We start from the raw sequence: 16,662 nt of genomic DNA on the forward strand, positions 1-16,662 counted from the left end.
AACCTGCTGCAAGGACGACAAAGTTTTTAATAAAGCGGACACCAGGCATACAAAAAAAACACTTGGTGGCTTAAAGCCCCAAGTGTTACACGTGATTTTTCCGATAAAACGTTCGCAAAACATGCGTTTCAAGGTCAGCCAGACGGACTCGGAAAATCGTACTCCTCTTCAACCTGAACGAAAGAAAAATCATCCATGAGCTCCTCTTCCCGATCTGTCACGTGCTCAAAATATTTGACGCAGAAACCCGTTTGCGCGCACCCGTCGTCAAAATTCAAACCGTATACGTCATCACTGACCGATATGTAAAACTGAAGAATGCCGGTGTCCGGAAAATCAGGTAGTCCGGGCATATCCGCAAAATTGATTTGGGCGAGAAGCTTCATCGGCCTGCCGCTTTCATCTTCAGGGTATGGTTCATGTTTCGGAAAATAGGGGTCTCCGGCAATTTTACTGTCATACCGTCCCGTTTCAGCTTTTTTGACGTGCAGTTTGATAAAGGGCCGTGCTGACGTTTCCAGCAGACCGCGGGATGATTCCATTTGCTTCGGCAATTTCCATGTGTTTTCCACGATTAATATCTCCTTCGTCTCTAATGATTGTATGATAAAAGGCCGGCGCGGACCGCCGGCCTTTCAAGTGACAGAATCAGTCTGAGGCACGACGGCTCTTCTTCCGATTGAGATATATTCCACGCCCGCCTGTTCCGCTTCCTCAAGCGAGTGGCAGTTTCTCCCGTCGAAAATAACCGGGGTTTCCATCAGCTCTTTGTACGCTTCAAGCGGGAAGTGTTTAATTTGTTCCCAATCTGTCAGAATCAGGACGGCATCCGCTCCCCTGACGGCTTCTTCTATGGACTCCCGATAGGAAACCGCAGCCGGAAGCAGCCCGGAAGCCCGGAATGAAGCGATCGGATCGTACGCTGTCATCCGGGCGTCAAGAGCCGCCAGACGATCCGCAATGACAATGGACGGGGCATCCCGCATATCATCTGTATTCGGCTTAAAAGACAGTCCTAATAACGCGATGGTTTTCCCCGTCACACCGCCCAGCCTGTTCAGCACTTTATCAACCAGCATGGACTGCTGGTTATTGTTGACTTTAATGACGGACTTCAGCAATTCAAAATCATGCTCCACATGTCCCGCGATCTGCACGAGGGCGTTTGTATCCTTCGGAAAACAGGAACCGCCGTAACCGATGCCGGCTCTTAAGAATTGATTGCCGATCCGTTTATCCAATCCCATTCCGTGTGCGACTGATTCCACATCCGCACCGACTTTTTCACATATATGAGAAATTTCATTAATAAAACTGATTTTTGCCGCTAAAAATGCGTTTGACGCATATTTGATCATCTCAGCGCTTCTGATGTCCGTATGATATACCGGAATCGCAAGCGGCGCGAAAACCCGGTCAAGCGTTTCCCGCGTCTGCCGGTCTTCCGTCCCGATCACGATGCGGTCGCCGTGAAAGGTATCGTGAATCGCCGAACCTTCACGGAGAAATTCCGGATTCGAGGCGATTGAAATGTTCACGTCCGCTCTCAGCCGTGAATGAATAACTTCGCTGATCCTGTCATTCGTTCCCACGGGAACCGTGCTTTTTGTCACGACGATCGCATCTTTAGAAATATGTTCGGCAATCCGTTCGGCGACATTTTCAATATAAGTAAGGTTTGCGTGCCCGTCTTCTTTTTGCGGCGTTCCGACCGCTATAAAAATAACGTCCGCTTCCGCAAGCCCTTTTTCGTAGCTCGTTTCAAATGCCAGCCGATGCCGGCCGATATTTCGTTTCATCATATCTTCAAGGCCCGGTTCAAAGATAGGGGACAATCCCTTTCTCATCTGCTCAACCTTACGTTCGTCAATATCTATGCATGTTACGTCATGGCCGATTTCTGAAAGAGACACTCCTGTCACAAGACCGACGTAGCCTGTTCCGATCACTGTTATTTTCATCGTGTTCCCCCAACCGTTTAGAAATTGCTGCTGGGCAGCTTACCGTTATTATCATATGATCCCGGCGCCGGCGGAATGCCGGAAGCCTGAGGCCATGATAAGAAAAAACGGCGCCGGCCGCTGATAATAGCATAAGCATAAACGAATCATCTTGCAAAACAGCCGCTTACGCTTCATTTAAACGGGATGGAGACGACGATTAAAAAAGACCCCAGCGCTTACGGCGGGCCACAGGCAGCGGAGGTTCCTTATAAACGGCTTTGTTTTCAGTGAGAAGCGCCGCATTTTCCGTAAGCATGTAAATCAGCTCCGCCCCTGCTTCTTTTTTCAGAACGCCGAGCGCCTCCTGATAATAAAAATTCCTCGGTCCGAGGTTATGGGCGTCAGATGCGAGAAAGTGGATCAAATTCGCTTCCATCAGCTGCAGCGAAAAGGATTTCGCTTTCCGCCCGAATGCTCCGGCAATGCAGCCGGCCGTCACTTGGGCGGCCGCCCCTTTCTTCACAAGACTGTAAAGGACGGAAGGGTTTTCGCGAATTTCCCTGTTCCGCTCCGGATGGGCGATGACGGGGACATATCCGTTCAGCTGCAGTTCATAAAACAGCCTTTCAGCGTAGGCCGGGACATGATCCGCCGGAAATTCCGCGAGCACATACTTTGTATTATGGAGCGGGGCAAGCGAGCCGCTTTGAAGACCTGCCAGCAGATCTCCGTCTATTCTGATTTCCTGGCCGGGCAGAACAGTCAGCGGAATGCCTTCCTTATTCAAACGTTTGTTTAACAGGCTGACCGCTTCGTTGACCGTATGCCGATCCGTGTCATAGCGGTATTTCACATGATGCGGCGTCGCGATGATCGTATCAATCCCCTGTCTGACCGCTTCTCTCGCCATCTTCAGGCTTTCTGTATCATCCGCCGCGCCGTCGTCTATGGAAGGAAGGATGTGACAATGGATATCTATCATATTTCAATCCCTCCTTAAAAAGAATGGACCGCGCCCATTGTGACATTATTGTCCGTAATAGGCGTAGTCCGAATGTTTCGTTTGTTTCTTCCCGTTCATAACGGCCCCAAGGAGCTTGCACGGGCAGTAATCGAGCGCTTCTTTCGCCTTGGCCGCTTTTTCTTTGTCCGTTTTCCCGCTTGAGATCACCATAATGGCCCCGTCAGTGTAGCTGCCTAATATTTTCGTATCGGCTACGGCCAAAACGGGAGGCGTATCCAAAATCACCTTATCATAAACTGCGGCTGCTTCTGACAGAAGATCTTTCATGGCACCCGTCGATAAAAGCTCCGCCGGATTGGGCGGGATCGGCCCGCTCGTTAAAATATCCAGGTTTGCTTCATCAGCCGGCAGGACGGCTTTCTGAAACGGCAGCTGTTTTAACAGCAGCGACGTTAATCCGGTTCCGTTATCCAATTTGAAGGTGAAATGAACCGTCGGTTTGCGCAGATCCGCATCAATTAAAAGCACTTTTTTCCCCTGCTGTGCAAATACGACGGCAAGGTTGGCCGCGGTTGTCGATTTTCCTTCTTCCGGACCGGCGGATGTGATCAAAAGGGACTTCACCTCCGTATCAACGGAAGAAAATTCAATGTTTGTGCGGATCGTGCGATATTGTTCTGAGTTGATGGATTTCGGCTCAGACATCGCAATCACGCTTCGTTTTCCGGGTTTGTCTTTTTTACGCGTCAACATGTCCGCCTCCCGCTTGTTTGGTTTCCGCCATCCTCACGTTTTTGGCAACGCTGTCTTTTGTACTGATTGAAGTAACCGTTCCCAGGATCGGGATGCCGAGCAGCGCTTCCAGCTGTTCTTCCGATTTGATCGTATTATCCAGATGTTCCAGCAAAAAGGCGAGACCGATTCCTCCCAAAAGTCCGGCGGCAAACGCAAGCGCGATGTTCAGCTTACGGTTAGGCCCTGCCGGTGACTGGCTGTCCGACGCTTCGGCCTTTGAAAGGATGCTGACATTATCAACGTTCATGATGGCGGTGATCTTGTCCTGAAAAACGGATGCAACCGCATTTGCCATAACGGCCGCCCGCTTAGCATCCGTATCCCGAACGGCAATCGTCACGACTTGTGAATCCTGCTCGCTGGATACCGTGATTTTCGATTCCAGCTCTTTCGAAGTCATGGACAGATGCAGCTGTTTAATCACCTCATCGAGGATGACCGGGCTTTTGATGATGACATTATACGTGTTGATTAATTGGAGGTTGGTTTGAACGTCATTGAATTGGACTTCTTTTTGATTGTTTTTGGATTGGCTGACCAAAATTTGAGTTGAGTTTTCATAGACCGGCGTAAGAGCGAAGAAACTGATGAGACCGCCTGCAGAAGATGCCGCCGCGGTAATAATAAGTATAAACAGCAGACGCTTTCTCAGTATTGCGAATATTTCCTTTATGCTTGCAGATTCTCCCATATAACCTCCATATCACTTTCCGTGTATTCCCATTCCCTCCAATGATCTTTTCCAATTACGATTATACAGCTTTGAACTGTCATTTCTAACCTTTTCAAATGACAAAATTCGACAAAAATAGACAATCACTTCAATCTGATTTATATTTGTAAGCGCTTTAAATGCTGGTGTCACAGGAAGATTAAAAAATCCCGCGGCCAAGAGCCTGCGGGATTTTATGTTGCATATCCATTTTTAATATAAGAAATCAAATTCTCAAGCATTTCTTTTGTGGTCATCTCAGAGGACTGCTCACCGATGTCGTGCGCATGCATTAAAATCTTCAGAAACTCCTCTTGATCTAACTTCGTTTTCTTCATCATTCGTTTCCTTTCGGCTTCCATTAAATTGAAAACAAGATTATTATATGCTGTCGGGTGCTGTTTTGCAATCTCTAATACATCATTCGACACATTCGGGTTTTTATGTCCTTTTTTAGGAAAAACTTTTTCCGGGCCATGTGTTGCGATATAATAGAGGAATTGGAATCTTTTTATTTTGTGACTCGTTAGGAGCGATAATCATGCTTCAGGATATGATTGCTAAAGAAGATGTGCTCGCAGCGGCTGAACAGCTTAAAGAACTTCTTCCTTACAATGAAGACAATGTTCAGCTGATGAAGAAAGCACTCATTTTATATCGGCAGGATTCCGTCTATCGTATACAGGTTCAAACCCCGACAGAGATTTCCGCATATGTGCAGGATGTTGTGCCTGTAAGGGTCACGCTGAACTTATTTTTCATGGTGAAAAGCGGCTGTGCATGCCCGTCTGAGGCGATCTGCCGCCACGTGCTCGCCGTTTTTCTTTACGTATATGCCCAATTCGAGCGGGTCGGTACCTTTACCGAACATTGGCTGGAAAGAGAAAAGCTTGAGGAAAGCAGGGAGCTTGTCCGCCGGCAGTTTCAGGAAAAAGTGCTGCCGAATGAAGAGTCGCTGTCAAGCTGGCTCGCTTTTTTTGATTCGGAATTCTCGCTGTGGGAGGCGCGGACGCCGGCCGGAAGCCAGACGATGCAGGGACTTTATTACGGCTATCTGTCAGCGCTCAAAAAACACGCCCCGAAAAAACCCGAGCTTAAAAGCTTATATCAGATTCATTCGGCGCTTGCCGTCTGGCTTCACATGTTCACTTTGATTGAGTCAGGCAGATTGGATGCCGAAAAAGATTATTACAGCATCAATCCATACGTGGAACAGCTGATGGATACGATTTATTCCTCCATTGACAGACTGAAAACGTACGCCTTGTCTTTTTCACTCGATCCTTTTTTAGACCGGACGCCTCCGGTGCTCCGCAGACTGCTTGTGAAAGAAGAGCTTTTTCAATACGAACGACTCCGGGTATTCGGTGAAATGTGGAGCGCGCTTTTGAACCGGCCGAAATGGGTCGCGCGTGAACAGGAGATTCTCGAACAGGAAAGCGGGCGCCGTTTTTCGCCGGAAGTGCGGTTCGGACGGCTTCATCTGGCCTTTTTGCAAAAAGATGATGAAGCGGTCTTTGAAGATATATCCCGCTTCCCTCCTGAAGCGCTGCCGTACACCTTTCAATGGCTCGGTGAACTCACCGCGAAAAAAGACTGGAAACGGCTGAAAGCATGGTATGGCCGGATCGAACCGCTTGCCGTGAACTATACGAAGCTTGATAAGCCGTTTAAAGAAATGCGCGACATCATCGGAGAGCTGTTTGCGCTGTTGGCGGATTATGCGCGGCACTCACGGGATGATCAGCTGTTTGAACGGTTTGCTTCCGGCTGCCTTCCCTATACCTTTACCGAATACAGCCAGTACCTGTACGAAAAACGGCGGTACGCGGAATGGGTGGAGATTCACAGCCTCGTCGGTTTTTCCGTCTGGGAAATCGAAAAGGACATCCTGAAGGAAATTGCCGCCAGTGATCCGGAAGCGCTCATCCCCTCCTATCACCGGGCGGCGGCCTTTTTTATCGACCAAAAAAACCGCAGCGCCTATAAAGAGGCTGCGCGCCATCTGAAAAAACTGCGGACGCTTTATAAAAAGGCAAAAAAACAGCAGGTTTGGGAGCGGTATATCAGCCGGCTGAGCGCAAGCTACAAGAGGCTGCGCGCCCTTCAAGAAGAATTGCAGAAAGGAAAGTTGATTGATGGCGAGTCTTAAGGAAATTTTCATTCATGTAGAACAAATGGAAGATTGGACATTTACGCTGTCAAGCCATGATGAGAAGGAGCAGCCGCTTACTCTCAGTCAGATGAAGACTCATCTGTTCCAATGGCATGAGTCCACCTTTTACGGAACGTTTCTTGAAGACGTCAGCTTCATCGGCACTCCGGCCGTTCTGCTCAGCCCGTGGATGACCGTCGAGCTGCTTGGAAAAAACTCGTTCAATTCATTCAGCACCGTGCAGCTGACAAAGGAAACGGAACCGTTAATCGAAGCGGCTTCGACGATATACGAATTTATTGCCGACGGCGATTTTCTTCCGGATTATGACGCATGGCAAAATGGCGTCCTGCGCTTCAAAGACCGCGAGCTTTTGCTGGAAGGCTTTACGGCAGACTGGTTCTCAGCCGCGGTACAGGACTACATTCAGTACAATGATGACCTGCTGGAAAAATGGCGGCGGATCGAAACCCGTTCGCCGGCCGTTCATACGTTTAAAGGCTCCTTTTTGGATGAAGATGATTTTCTCGAGGGAATCGGCTGGCATGACGATCTGACGCCGTTTACCGTCGGGCTCCGATTAAACGAGCCTGATTTCGACGGTGACGACTGGAAAATCGAGATGTTTTTACGTGAGAAAAAAACCGGCTCCATCACCTTTTTCGACGGATTGAAGGGTCTGAAAAAAGCGTGGCAGGCATACAGCGGAAAAATCGCGCGCGAACAGGACCGCTTCCGCAGAACGGTTCCCTGGCTTTCGTTTGATTCAGGAACGACGCTGATCTCTGAAGAAGAGGCTTGGATCTTCTTATCGGAAGCGAGTGAGACGCTTGTCGATATGGGTGTGGAGATTCTTCTCCCATCATGGTGGCAGATTGTCCGGGACAGCAATATGATGCTCAAGGCGAGAGTGTCATCCTCCCCGCGGGGCGAGTCCTTCGTCGGCATGAACGCTCTGCTTGATTTCAACTGGAGATTCGCCACAAACGGAATTGAGCTGACAGAGGATGAATTCAATGAGCTTGTCGCAAACAACAGACGTCTCGTCAACATCCGCGGCCAATGGGTGAAAATTGATCCGCAATTTATTAAACAGATGAAAATACTGATGGAAAAAGCGGAATCTGAGGGCCTCCACATGTCCGATGTGCTGGCGCGCGAACTGATGGATCACGGGGAAAACGGAGCCGAGGACACGGACATCATTGACTCATCGGCATTTGCCGGGATCAAGATCGAATTATCAAAGCATCTCAGAAGCCTGATCCGCAAACTGACGGATGCCGGGGATCTGCCGGAGCATGAAGTCAGCGCCGCGTTTCAGGGCCAGCTCCGCCCTTATCAGATGTACGGCATGAACTGGCTTCTGTTTTTACGGGAAAACGGCTTCGGCGCCTGTCTCGCAGATGACATGGGACTTGGAAAGACGATTCAGATGATCGCTTATTTTCTCCATGTGAAGGAAAGCGGCCGGCAAAAAGCGCCTGCCTTAATCATTGCGCCGACATCGGTGCTCGGCAACTGGCAGCGTGAGCTCCAGACCTTCGCGCCGCAGCTGAAGGCCGTGCTTCATTACGGCCCCCGCAGGCCGAAGGGCGAAGCATTTGTCCCGGCCTATCAGGACGCGGATGTCGTTCTTACTTCTTACGGCCTCTCGCACGCTGATCAGGAAGAGCTTTCTTCCGTGACATGGAGCACCATCTGCCTTGATGAAGCGCAAAATATTAAAAACGCGCATACGAAGCAGTCCCGCGCAATCAGAAAGCTGAAAGGCGTCCATCATATTGCGCTGAGCGGAACACCGATGGAAAACCGCCTGACAGAGCTTTGGTCGATCTTTGATTTTATGAACAAAGGCTATCTCGGCAGTCTGACCGGCTTTCATAAAAGCTATGTGCTGCCGATTGAAAAAGACCGTGACGAAAAAAGAATCAACCAGCTTCAGCAGTTAATCCGGCCGTTTTTACTGCGCCGGACAAAACGGGATGAAGAAGTGGCGCTTAATCTTCCTGACAAGCTGGAACAAAAAGAGTTTATCCCGCTCTCAGCCGAACAGGCATCCCTTTATGAACAGCTTGTCAAAGATACATTTGAACATATGGCTTCTCTGACCGGGATGCAGCGGAAAGCGCTGATTCTGAGCATGCTCGGCCGCTTGAAGCAAATATGCGACCATCCTGCGCTCTATTTGAAGGAAGAACAGACAGAGCTGTTAAACGGGAGATCCGTCAAACTGGAAAAGCTGCTTGACTTAATGGCGGCGATCCGCGGACAAGGGGAAAGCTGCCTCATTTTCACCCAATACATTCAGATGGGCAACATGATGAAGCGCCTCCTGGAAAAAACATTCGGAGAACCGGTTCAGTTTTTAAACGGAAGCCTGTCCAAGCAGGAACGCGATTCTCTCGTCGAACGGTTCCAGAAGAAAGAATACCCGACGCTGATTTTGTCACTGAAAGCGGGCGGAACCGGCCTGAATCTGACGGCTGCCAATCATGTCATTCACTATGACAGGTGGTGGAATCCGGCGGTGGAAAACCAGGCGACCGACCGCGCCTACCGAATCGGCCAGGAACGGTTCGTCCACGTTCACAAACTCATTACGACGGGAACGATTGAAGAAAAAATTGATGCCATGCTCGAAACGAAACAAACTTTGAACGATCAGATTATCCAAAGTGAAAATTGGATTACCGAGCTGTCATCCGATGAGCTTGAAGAATTATTCACCCTCAGCGCATCGGCGCAATCACATTAAACGCAAAAAGACCGGCTCTCTCGGGAAGAGCCGGTCTTTTATGTCGTCCTTACTGTTACGCCGCATTTGCCATGAATGCGTCACGCCAGTCATGAACAGTATCGCCATACCTTTCACAGTAAATTCCTGATCATATACGCAACGCCGTTTTGATCATTTGTCAATGTAACGGCATCAGCGATCTCTTTAATATCTTCTCTCGCATTCCCCATCGCTATGCCTTTTCCGGCCGCCTGAAGCATTGAATAGTCATTTAAGCTGTCACCGACCGCGGCGGTTTCAGCCATCGGAATGCCGAGCTTTTGCGCCAGCCGTTTGAGCGCCTGCCCTTTAGAGGCGTTTCGAGACGCCAGTTCGAAGTTGTGATCGGCAGAGCTGACAAGGGTGAGATCTTTCTGACCGCTGAATCGGTCCCAGCCCGCTTTCAGCTTCCGCTCATCAAACGAAAATCCGAGAATATTATAAAAATCCAGATGCTCTTCTTTCTCAAAGAGCTCACGGTATGAATGAATGTAAGCAAAGCCGGACTGGCTGTATTGCACTGAAGCCGCCTGTTCCAAAACAGAAAGATCGGTTTCCGGATTGGCGCTTTTCACCCGGTCCATTTCGATATCGAGCAGCTGCCTGCCGGTTTCAGGCGTATAGATGGCTTTGTTTGTAAACACCTCATAATAATATTGATTCTCTTCAAGCCATGACAAAATGCCGCGGGCTCTTGATTCTTCAATCGCTTCACAGTGGTACAGGCTGCCGTCAGGAGCATGAATGACGGCTCCGTTTGCGCTGATAATCCATGTTTTTATGCCGAGCGGTTCGAATATGGAGTGCACATCAAAATGCGCGCGTCCCGTGGAAACCACGATTTCAATTCCCGCTTGCCGGGCTTCCCTTAAAGCCCGCTTGTTTTCATCGCTTACTTGATGACTGCTGTTCAGCAGTGTGCCGTCCAGATCTATGGCAATCAGTTTCACATGTCCTCATCCTCTTCTTCAGATTCAGTTACAAGCAATTCTACGCCGTGCCGGTCGAGCAGATCGCAAAAATCCTGATCAGGCAGCCGATCGGTAATCAGCAGGTCAACCTCGTGCAGGTCTGCATACTGATAAAAACTCGTACGGCCAAGCTTCGAGTGATCACTCAGCGCAATCACCTGTTCAGCCTGTCGGATCATTTTACGCTTTACCATGCCGTCTTCTTCATGCGGAATCGTCAGGCCGTTTTCCGAGATGCCGACAACGCCGATCAGCACCTTATCAGCGTGATAATCCCCCAGTTTTTCTACAACGGAAGCCCCGTATAAAAACCGGTGTTCCTTCTGGAGCTTTCCGCCGAGCAGGTGAATATCAATTCCCTCTTTTGCGGAAAGGATATCGGCCTGATTGATCGAATTTGTAATAACAGTGCAGCCGGTGACATTTAAATGCTCCGCGCAGGCCTGCACGGTTGTCGAGGTGTCCAGGATGATCCGGTCCCCTTTATGGATCAGGGATGCGGCCAGCTTGCCGATTTTGTTTTTCTCTTCAGAAACGGTTTTCAGCCGGCCCGAATAGCCTGGAACTTCCTGATTCACTGACGGCAGAATCGCGCCGCCCCGTGTTCTGATAATGGCCCCTCGCTCTTTCAGCTTTACAAGGTCCCTTCTTGCGGTATCTCTTGAAATATGAAGCAGCGAACATATCTGTTCTGCGGTGATCCGCCGGTGCTGTTTCAAATATTCCATTATCGCAATCAGTCTTTCTTCTTGATACACGTCCTCATTCCCTTTTTTCGTCACTTATCTGTAAGTAATTATAAGTTTTTATCCCAATATATTCAATGTTTTTAAGTATTTATAAGCAAAATCACTTCTTTTTAACCATTTTTCAGCTTCCGCACAAAAAAACCAGTCTTTCGACTGGCGAGTGGGAAGGAGGTATTGCGGGGCCCGCTGAAAGGCGGGAAATCGAGGAAAAAAGCATGCTATTCAGCCAGCGGCTCTTTCCGTTTCTGATCCATAAACCGAACGGTATCAGCCATGACCTCGGTCACATAAACTTTTACGCCGTCTGTCTTTTCATAGCTTCTCGTCTGGATTCTGCCGCTTACACCGACCATTGACCCTTTTTGGCAGTACAATGCCGTGTTTTCAGCGTTTTTTCTCCAGATGGTGCAGTTGACGAAGTCGGTTCCGGTTTCACCCGACGCGCTTTTAAAATTGCGGTTTACCGCCAACGTAATATGCGCGACGGGAATGCCCGCTGATGTAAAACGGAGCTCCGGGTCTTTCGTCAGCCGGCCGACAAGCATAACGTGGTTAAACAAGCCGTCTCCTCCTCTCTTTTTCGAGGCTGGCTTCATTGTAGTACAAAGGCTCATGAAAGCAAAAAGCGGAAAAAGCCGTTATCTGTTTAGGCTGCTTTTATGTTTTTGTTTTTCTTTCTGATAAAAAAAACTTTTGTTTTTGACCGCTTATGTAATATGTATTTTTGAGCAGCCGCGAGAAAAGTTTCGTTTTGAGCCAGTCTTTCTCAAACATGCGGACAAACTTTCCGCCGTCCCATGCGAACCAGTAAAAACTCAGCTTTTTATCAGTCAGTGAAAGCTGAATTTTATACTGTTCCATGCGGTCTTTTGTTTCATATAAAAAGACGACATTTCCCCTTCTGTTAAGATGCACCTCACAATCTTCCTTTTTGCATACCAAGTAGGAATGATCGTCTTTTCGCCTTGAACCGTCTTCTATATAGATTTCCTTCAGGCGCAATTGATTCATAAGCATCTCTCCATGACCATATTCTTTTACATTATAATGAAAAAATAGAAATGATTAAATGTTGACCGCCTACAAAAATGATGAAGCATGTCTTACAGCATTTTCCCGGGAAAAATGATATGTGTTATAATAAATGAACGAAAAACATGGACAACAGGGGTGAAAATAAGAGATGAAAACCTTTAAACTGGTTGATCTGAATGTGGAACGTTTAGATAAAGACGATCAGCCGATTGAACAGTTTCCCCTTTTAGACGGATTGATTATCAACAAAGAGGACGGAGAAAATCACTGGTTAATTGAAGCACTGGTCCCGGCCGAACACTTTTCTTTTTTTGACATGCTGATGAAAAGCCAGAAAGAAGCGAAGGTGTTTGTAACGATTACGAAAAAAAGCAACCGCCCCGCCCAGCTGACGGGAAGCATCAAAAATATCGTGGAGCTGGAAAAGAGTATACAAGTTTTAATTTACGGTCAAATGGTGTCAAGAAACCACCCCGGATCAGAAAGCATTCTGGAGTCGCTCGTAAAAGAAGGCTACTCGGGCAGCCGGCTGATTGAAGCGTTTAAACAAAAATTATAATCATAAAAAAGGCCGGACGTTAATCATCCAGCCTTTTTTTGTGCCCTAGTCATTGTGAGGAGCCCGCTGTTTCAGCAGATCTCTGATTTCAGTCAGCAGTTCTGTCTGCTGATCTGTGTCTTCTGCTTCTTCAGCCTCTTCTTCTGCTTCTTTTTTACGTCTCAGCTTGCCTATTGTGCGGATCACGATAAAGATAGAAAATGAAATAATGAAGAAGTTCACAATCGTTTGAATGAAGCTTCCGTACTTGATATGGGCATCGCCGAATGTCACCGCCAGCCCTGAAAAATCAAGACCGCCAAGAAGCAGGCCGACAAGCGGCATGATGATGTCTTCAACGAGCGACGTCACAATTTTGCCGAAAGCGCCGCCGATGACGACACCGATTGCCAGATCCATGATATTGCCCCGCATCGCAAAGCTTTTAAATTCTGACCACATTACATTCACCCCTTTCTATACAAAATGGGCTTTTTTATAAGCCCATCTGTTTGTTTTTATTCTCCGAGCGCAAAGGTTAATTCAGCTTCACACACGAGCTCGCCGTCAACTTTGGCAACGCCTTTTCCGCGTCCGATCGTACCGCGTGCACGTGTAATGTCCACTTCAAGCTCCAGCTTGTCACCCGGTTTTACCTGCTTTTTGAAACGGCAGTTATCAATCCCCGCAAAAAACGCGAGTCTGCCCCGGTTTTCTTCTTTAATCAGCATCGCCACAGCTCCGACCTGCGCCAAAGCCTCTACGATTAATACGCCCGGCATAACAGGGTATTCAGGAAAATGGCCGTTAAAAAAATCTTCATTCGCCGTCACATTTTTATATCCCGCCGCCCGTTTTCCTTCTTCGACTTCCGTAATTCTGTCTACCAGAAGAAACGGATAGCGATGGGGAATAATTTCTTTAATTTGCTGAGTATCAAGCATTCTCTTGACATCTCCTTCATCGACAATAGTATGTATAGAAGGTATAAGTGGTAACCAATCTGTACATTTGGAAGTATATTATGAATCAATTTCTTTTTCAACCGCGCTGTAAACTGTAACCAGCTGGCAATGAGCCTCGTCCATTAATGTGTTATGATAAATAAAGATTTTTACCCTATGCAAAGAGGTTGGAAGATGATTGCTAAGTTTACTGAAAAACGCACGCTGGTGATGCTGAATGAGTGGTATGACGCCATGGGAAAACGCCAATTCGATCTAGCCCGTTCCCTTCACGAACAAATCAATCAGCATCTCCCCAAATTACAAAAGAATGCAAAGCTCAATCTCAGATATCAGCTGTTTTTCGCACGGTTTCAGCTGCTGTTTGAGAAAAAAGACGGTCTGACTAAATTGTTCTGCGAGCTGAAGCGGCGCAAAGATGAGATGGATCATGAATTAACTTATTATTTCTATTTTTTCAAAGGGTTATTCCATATGGTGAATGGCGCTCCGAACCGTGCTGTCTGCCGCTTTAAAGAAGCTGAACAGTACCTGCCGGCCATTCAGGACCGTTTCGAAGCCGCTGAATTTTATTATAAAACAGCGGGTGCATATTACATGATGAAGTCGCCTGCGCTCTCCATTCAATATGTCAACAAAGCGCTGGAAATCTATCAAGGTGAAGCCGGCTACATCAAAAAAACGCTCAGCTGCCGGCTGCTTCTCGCCGTGAATTACATAGACGAGGCACGCTATGAAGACGCAGAACAGCTCTTTAATGAATCCATAAAGATAACGGACCGGATCAATGACAATAACCTGCTGTGCCACGCCTATTATAATTTTGGTTTTTTAAAGACCGCCCAGAAAAAAGATAAAGAGGCCCTCCCTTTTTACAAAAAGGTATTGGGCAATCAGCGTTTCGAGAAAGAGTCTCCCGTTTCCTACCTGCATTGTGTATACGAAGCGGTCAGAGCACTTTTTAAAACCGGATATGCCGCCGAAGGACAAACCGTGCTGCAGAAAGGTTTATACATATCTGAAAAAGTGCAGAACAAGATTATGAAATTGAAGCTGACCGCGCTCAACATACTGTACACCGCTCAGGAGGACCCGTACGACCGATTGCAGAAGCTCGTGCTGGAGCTGCAGAAAATTGAAGCGTGGGTGGATTTGGAAGTGCTGCTTCAGGATATTACTGATTACTACAAAAAAAAGGGCGATTTTGAGAAAGCCGCATTTTTTATCATGCGCGGCTGATCAAAACGCCCCTTCTTTTATCTGACTGAGTTGATTAAGCCCAGCATTTGGTCTCCCAATGTAATCGTGCGGCTGTTCAGCTGATAGGAACGCTGAGACACGATTAAGTCGGTCATTTCTTTTGACATATCGACATTTGAACTTTCAAGCGCGCCCTGCTCCATGCCGATTGCCTGCCGGTTTGCGCCGGTAAGCTCTTCAATCGCTGAAGCCCCCGCTCCGTTTACGGAAAACAGATTATCCCCTTCCGCATGAAGGGCCTGAGGATTATTGACATTGACGATGCCGAGATTAAACGTCTGCGAACGGGTTCCTGCCGGGTCTGAAGCAGTCAGCGTTCCGGTTTTGCTGATTTTCAGCTGATTCAGCGAACTGTCAATTTGTATGGGCTGGCCGTTCTCATCGAGAATGGGATTGCCTCCCGCTGTCATCAGCTGAAGCAGCCGGTCATTTCCGCCGGCCGGCTTGAGGGAAAGTGAGCCGTCCCTTGTATACACCCGCCGTCCGTCCGCTTCTGCCTGAAGATATTGATAAGGTGAGGTGAACGCGATATCAAGGTCACGGTCGGTTTTTTTGATGCTTCCCTGCCCTGAGTCCAGCTGCGGAGTCATGACCGTCCCGGCGCCGAGACGCAGGCCGGGCGGCGTTTTCCGCATGTTCGGCGAATTTTCCTTTTTGTCATCTATATGGTCATACTGCTGTCTGATCAGCTCGGAAAAGCGGGAGTCCCTCGCTTTATAGCCTGTCGTATCACTGTTTGAAAGGTTGCTGCTGACTGTATCCATCTGCTGCTGAAGCTGATTTAAGGCTGTTGAAGCCGTCAGCATTGATCTGAGCATCATAATTGAACGTCCCCCATTTTGTTACACTTTGCCGATTTCATTTGCGGCTTTATCCATGCTTTTATCGTAAGCCTGAATGACTTTCTGATTGGCTTCAAATGATCTGTATGCTTCCGTCATTTCTGTATACGTGCTCGTCACGTCCACGTTCGAAAGCTCCGAGACGCCTTGCTTTAATGAATACGAGACCTGGGGATTCGCCGCCGCGCTCGGCAGTTCAGAGCCGTCGGCCGTGCTGTATAGGTCATTGCCGTCCCGTTTCAGATTGCGCACGTCTTCTTCCATCCTGATGTCAATCTGCCCCGCCGGCCGGCCGTTTGTCGTGACCGTTCCGTTTTCTGATACGGTGAATTTTTCATTGTCGACTGTAATCGGCTGTCCGTTTGTTGATAAAACAAGGTTTCCGTTTATCGTAAGCTGATTGTTTTCATTTAATGAGAAAGTGCTGCTTTTTGAATAGCGGACGCCGCCCGCGGTCTGCACGGGATAAAACAGCTCGGCGTTTTCATTCGTTTCGGCATTCTTGGGAACCTGATTCTCCATAAGCGCGATATCGGTCGGCTGATCGGTCGTTTTCAGGCTTCCCTGCGTAAACAACGGTTTCAGCTCCTGCATGTATACGCCTGTGTTGACGGAACCGATTTTCGTTTTTTTGTCGCCTTCTATTCGGCTCAGAAGCATCTCGGGAAAGGCGCGGATTGAACCTTGATCCTCTTTGTACCCTGACGTATTCGCGTTTGCGATGTTATTTGACAGCATTTCCGTTCTTCTCTGCTGTGTAATCATTGCGGACGTTGCGGTATATAATCCTTTTAACAAGTCTTCCACCTCTGAAATAGCATTATTTCCAGTTGCCTAACCGGAACATTTGTTCTATAATGAAAATCAGCATTTTTTCTTATTATCGGATTTACATTCCCGTTCGTGAAGGGTTTGACAGAAAAAAACCCCATTCTTTTTCAGAATGAGGTTTTG

At 48.0% G+C, this 16,662-nt stretch carries 17 protein-coding genes and 2 pseudogenes; 4 read left to right on the forward strand and 15 right to left on the reverse strand.

Translation table 11 applies throughout. From position 1 onward, the window contains the following. Positions 1-85: 85 nt before the first annotated feature. The 7 genes and pseudogenes from ACWJJ5_RS02620 to ACWJJ5_RS02650 all read right to left on the reverse strand — a co-directional run. Positions 86-148: pseudogene (locus ACWJJ5_RS02620) on the reverse strand (endonuclease V); the annotation flags it as partial. Continuing rightward, positions 141-572, reverse strand: a pseudogene (locus ACWJJ5_RS02625) (DUF1963 domain-containing protein); the annotation flags it as partial. The pseudogenes ACWJJ5_RS02625 and ACWJJ5_RS02620, both read right to left, overlap by 8 nt. 63 nt (positions 573-635) lie before the next feature. Beyond that, a complete protein-coding gene (locus ACWJJ5_RS02630; protein WP_077722963.1) occupies positions 636-1,961 on the reverse strand; it encodes a UDP-glucose dehydrogenase family protein in 1,326 nt (441 codons plus the stop codon). A 199-nt stretch (positions 1,962-2,160) separates the two neighbouring features. After that, complete coding sequence (locus ACWJJ5_RS02635) at positions 2,161-2,925, reverse strand: tyrosine-protein phosphatase (protein ID WP_070082497.1); 765 nt, start codon at positions 2,923-2,925, stop codon at positions 2,161-2,163. A gap of 45 nt (positions 2,926-2,970) precedes the next feature. Continuing rightward, entirely contained in the window at positions 2,971-3,660 is a 690-nt protein-coding gene (locus ACWJJ5_RS02640) for a CpsD/CapB family tyrosine-protein kinase (protein WP_014305982.1), read from the reverse strand. Continuing rightward, positions 3,647-4,393: a YveK family protein gene (locus ACWJJ5_RS02645; protein WP_278071375.1), complete on the reverse strand. Its 747-nt coding sequence runs from the start codon at positions 4,391-4,393 to the stop codon at positions 3,647-3,649. Before ACWJJ5_RS02645 ends, ACWJJ5_RS02640 begins: the two co-directional genes overlap by 14 nt. A 215-nt stretch (positions 4,394-4,608) precedes the next feature. Beyond that, positions 4,609-4,752, reverse strand: a complete 144-nt coding sequence (locus tag ACWJJ5_RS02650) for a hypothetical protein (RefSeq protein WP_003151259.1) — start codon at positions 4,750-4,752, stop codon at positions 4,609-4,611. Positions 4,753-4,955: 203 nt separating this feature from the next. On the opposite strand from ACWJJ5_RS02650, the gene ACWJJ5_RS02655 reads away from it, so the two are divergent. Both ACWJJ5_RS02655 and ACWJJ5_RS02660 read left to right on the forward strand, forming a co-directional pair. Continuing rightward, entirely contained in the window at positions 4,956-6,566 is a 1,611-nt protein-coding gene (locus ACWJJ5_RS02655; RefSeq protein WP_069473606.1) for an SWIM zinc finger family protein, read from the forward strand. Next, positions 6,553-9,327 carry a DEAD/DEAH box helicase gene (locus ACWJJ5_RS02660; protein WP_454022171.1) on the forward strand — a complete coding sequence of 925 codons (2,775 nt, stop codon included), beginning with the start codon at positions 6,553-6,555 and terminating at the stop codon, positions 9,325-9,327. Before ACWJJ5_RS02655 ends, ACWJJ5_RS02660 begins: the two co-directional genes overlap by 14 nt. A 113-nt stretch (positions 9,328-9,440) precedes the next feature. Here the strand turns inward: ACWJJ5_RS02660 and ACWJJ5_RS02665 are convergent, their stop codons facing one another. The 4 genes from ACWJJ5_RS02665 to ACWJJ5_RS02680 form a co-directional block, all read right to left on the reverse strand. Then, positions 9,441-10,298, reverse strand: coding sequence for a Cof-type HAD-IIB family hydrolase (locus tag ACWJJ5_RS02665; RefSeq protein ID WP_176283579.1), 858 nt, complete (start codon positions 10,296-10,298; stop codon positions 9,441-9,443). Continuing rightward, the gene (locus ACWJJ5_RS02670; RefSeq protein ID WP_003151250.1) at positions 10,295-11,077 is read right to left on the reverse strand and encodes a DeoR/GlpR family DNA-binding transcription regulator; all 783 of its coding nucleotides are present in this window, start codon (positions 11,075-11,077) and stop codon (positions 10,295-10,297) included. The genes ACWJJ5_RS02665 and ACWJJ5_RS02670 overlap by 4 nt, the downstream gene beginning before the upstream one ends. Before the next feature lie 209 nt (positions 11,078-11,286). Beyond that, the gene (locus ACWJJ5_RS02675) at positions 11,287-11,628 is read right to left on the reverse strand and encodes a single-stranded DNA-binding protein (RefSeq protein WP_003151249.1); all 342 of its coding nucleotides are present in this window, start codon (positions 11,626-11,628) and stop codon (positions 11,287-11,289) included. Between the two features lie 97 nt (positions 11,629-11,725). After that, the gene (locus ACWJJ5_RS02680) at positions 11,726-12,079 is read right to left on the reverse strand and encodes a hypothetical protein (protein ID WP_003151247.1); all 354 of its coding nucleotides are present in this window, start codon (positions 12,077-12,079) and stop codon (positions 11,726-11,728) included. Positions 12,080-12,251: 172 nt separating this feature from the next. Between ACWJJ5_RS02680 and ACWJJ5_RS02685 the strand changes: the two genes are divergently transcribed. Next, positions 12,252-12,662, forward strand: coding sequence for a YwpF-like family protein (locus ACWJJ5_RS02685; protein ID WP_003151245.1), 411 nt, complete (start codon positions 12,252-12,254; stop codon positions 12,660-12,662). A 45-nt stretch (positions 12,663-12,707) separates the two neighbouring features. On the opposite strand, the gene mscL is transcribed toward ACWJJ5_RS02685, so the two are convergent. Beyond that, positions 12,708-13,103, reverse strand: a complete 396-nt coding sequence (mscL, locus tag ACWJJ5_RS02690; RefSeq protein WP_015418395.1) for a large conductance mechanosensitive channel protein MscL — start codon at positions 13,101-13,103, stop codon at positions 12,708-12,710. A 56-nt stretch (positions 13,104-13,159) separates the two neighbouring features. Further along, entirely contained in the window at positions 13,160-13,585 is a 426-nt protein-coding gene (gene fabZ, locus ACWJJ5_RS02695) for a 3-hydroxyacyl-ACP dehydratase FabZ (RefSeq protein WP_003151242.1), read from the reverse strand. A gap of 195 nt (positions 13,586-13,780) precedes the next feature. Here fabZ and ACWJJ5_RS02700 point away from each other — a divergent pair, with 195 nt between their 5' ends. Then, entirely contained in the window at positions 13,781-14,845 is a 1,065-nt protein-coding gene (locus ACWJJ5_RS02700) for a response regulator aspartate phosphatase (RefSeq protein WP_230014629.1), read from the forward strand. A 17-nt stretch (positions 14,846-14,862) separates the two neighbouring features. On the opposite strand, the gene ACWJJ5_RS02705 is transcribed toward ACWJJ5_RS02700, so the two are convergent. Both ACWJJ5_RS02705 and ACWJJ5_RS02710 read right to left on the reverse strand, forming a co-directional pair. Next, a complete protein-coding gene (locus tag ACWJJ5_RS02705) occupies positions 14,863-15,684 on the reverse strand; it encodes a flagellar hook-basal body protein (protein WP_146284632.1) in 822 nt (273 codons plus the stop codon). Between the two features lie 24 nt (positions 15,685-15,708). Then, on the reverse strand, positions 15,709-16,506 hold the full coding sequence (locus ACWJJ5_RS02710; RefSeq protein ID WP_007614310.1) for a flagellar hook-basal body protein: 798 nt from the start codon (positions 16,504-16,506) through the stop codon (positions 15,709-15,711). Positions 16,507-16,662 lie beyond the last annotated feature (156 nt).

The sequence above is a fragment of the Bacillus sp. JK74 genome, from assembly GCF_053663395.1.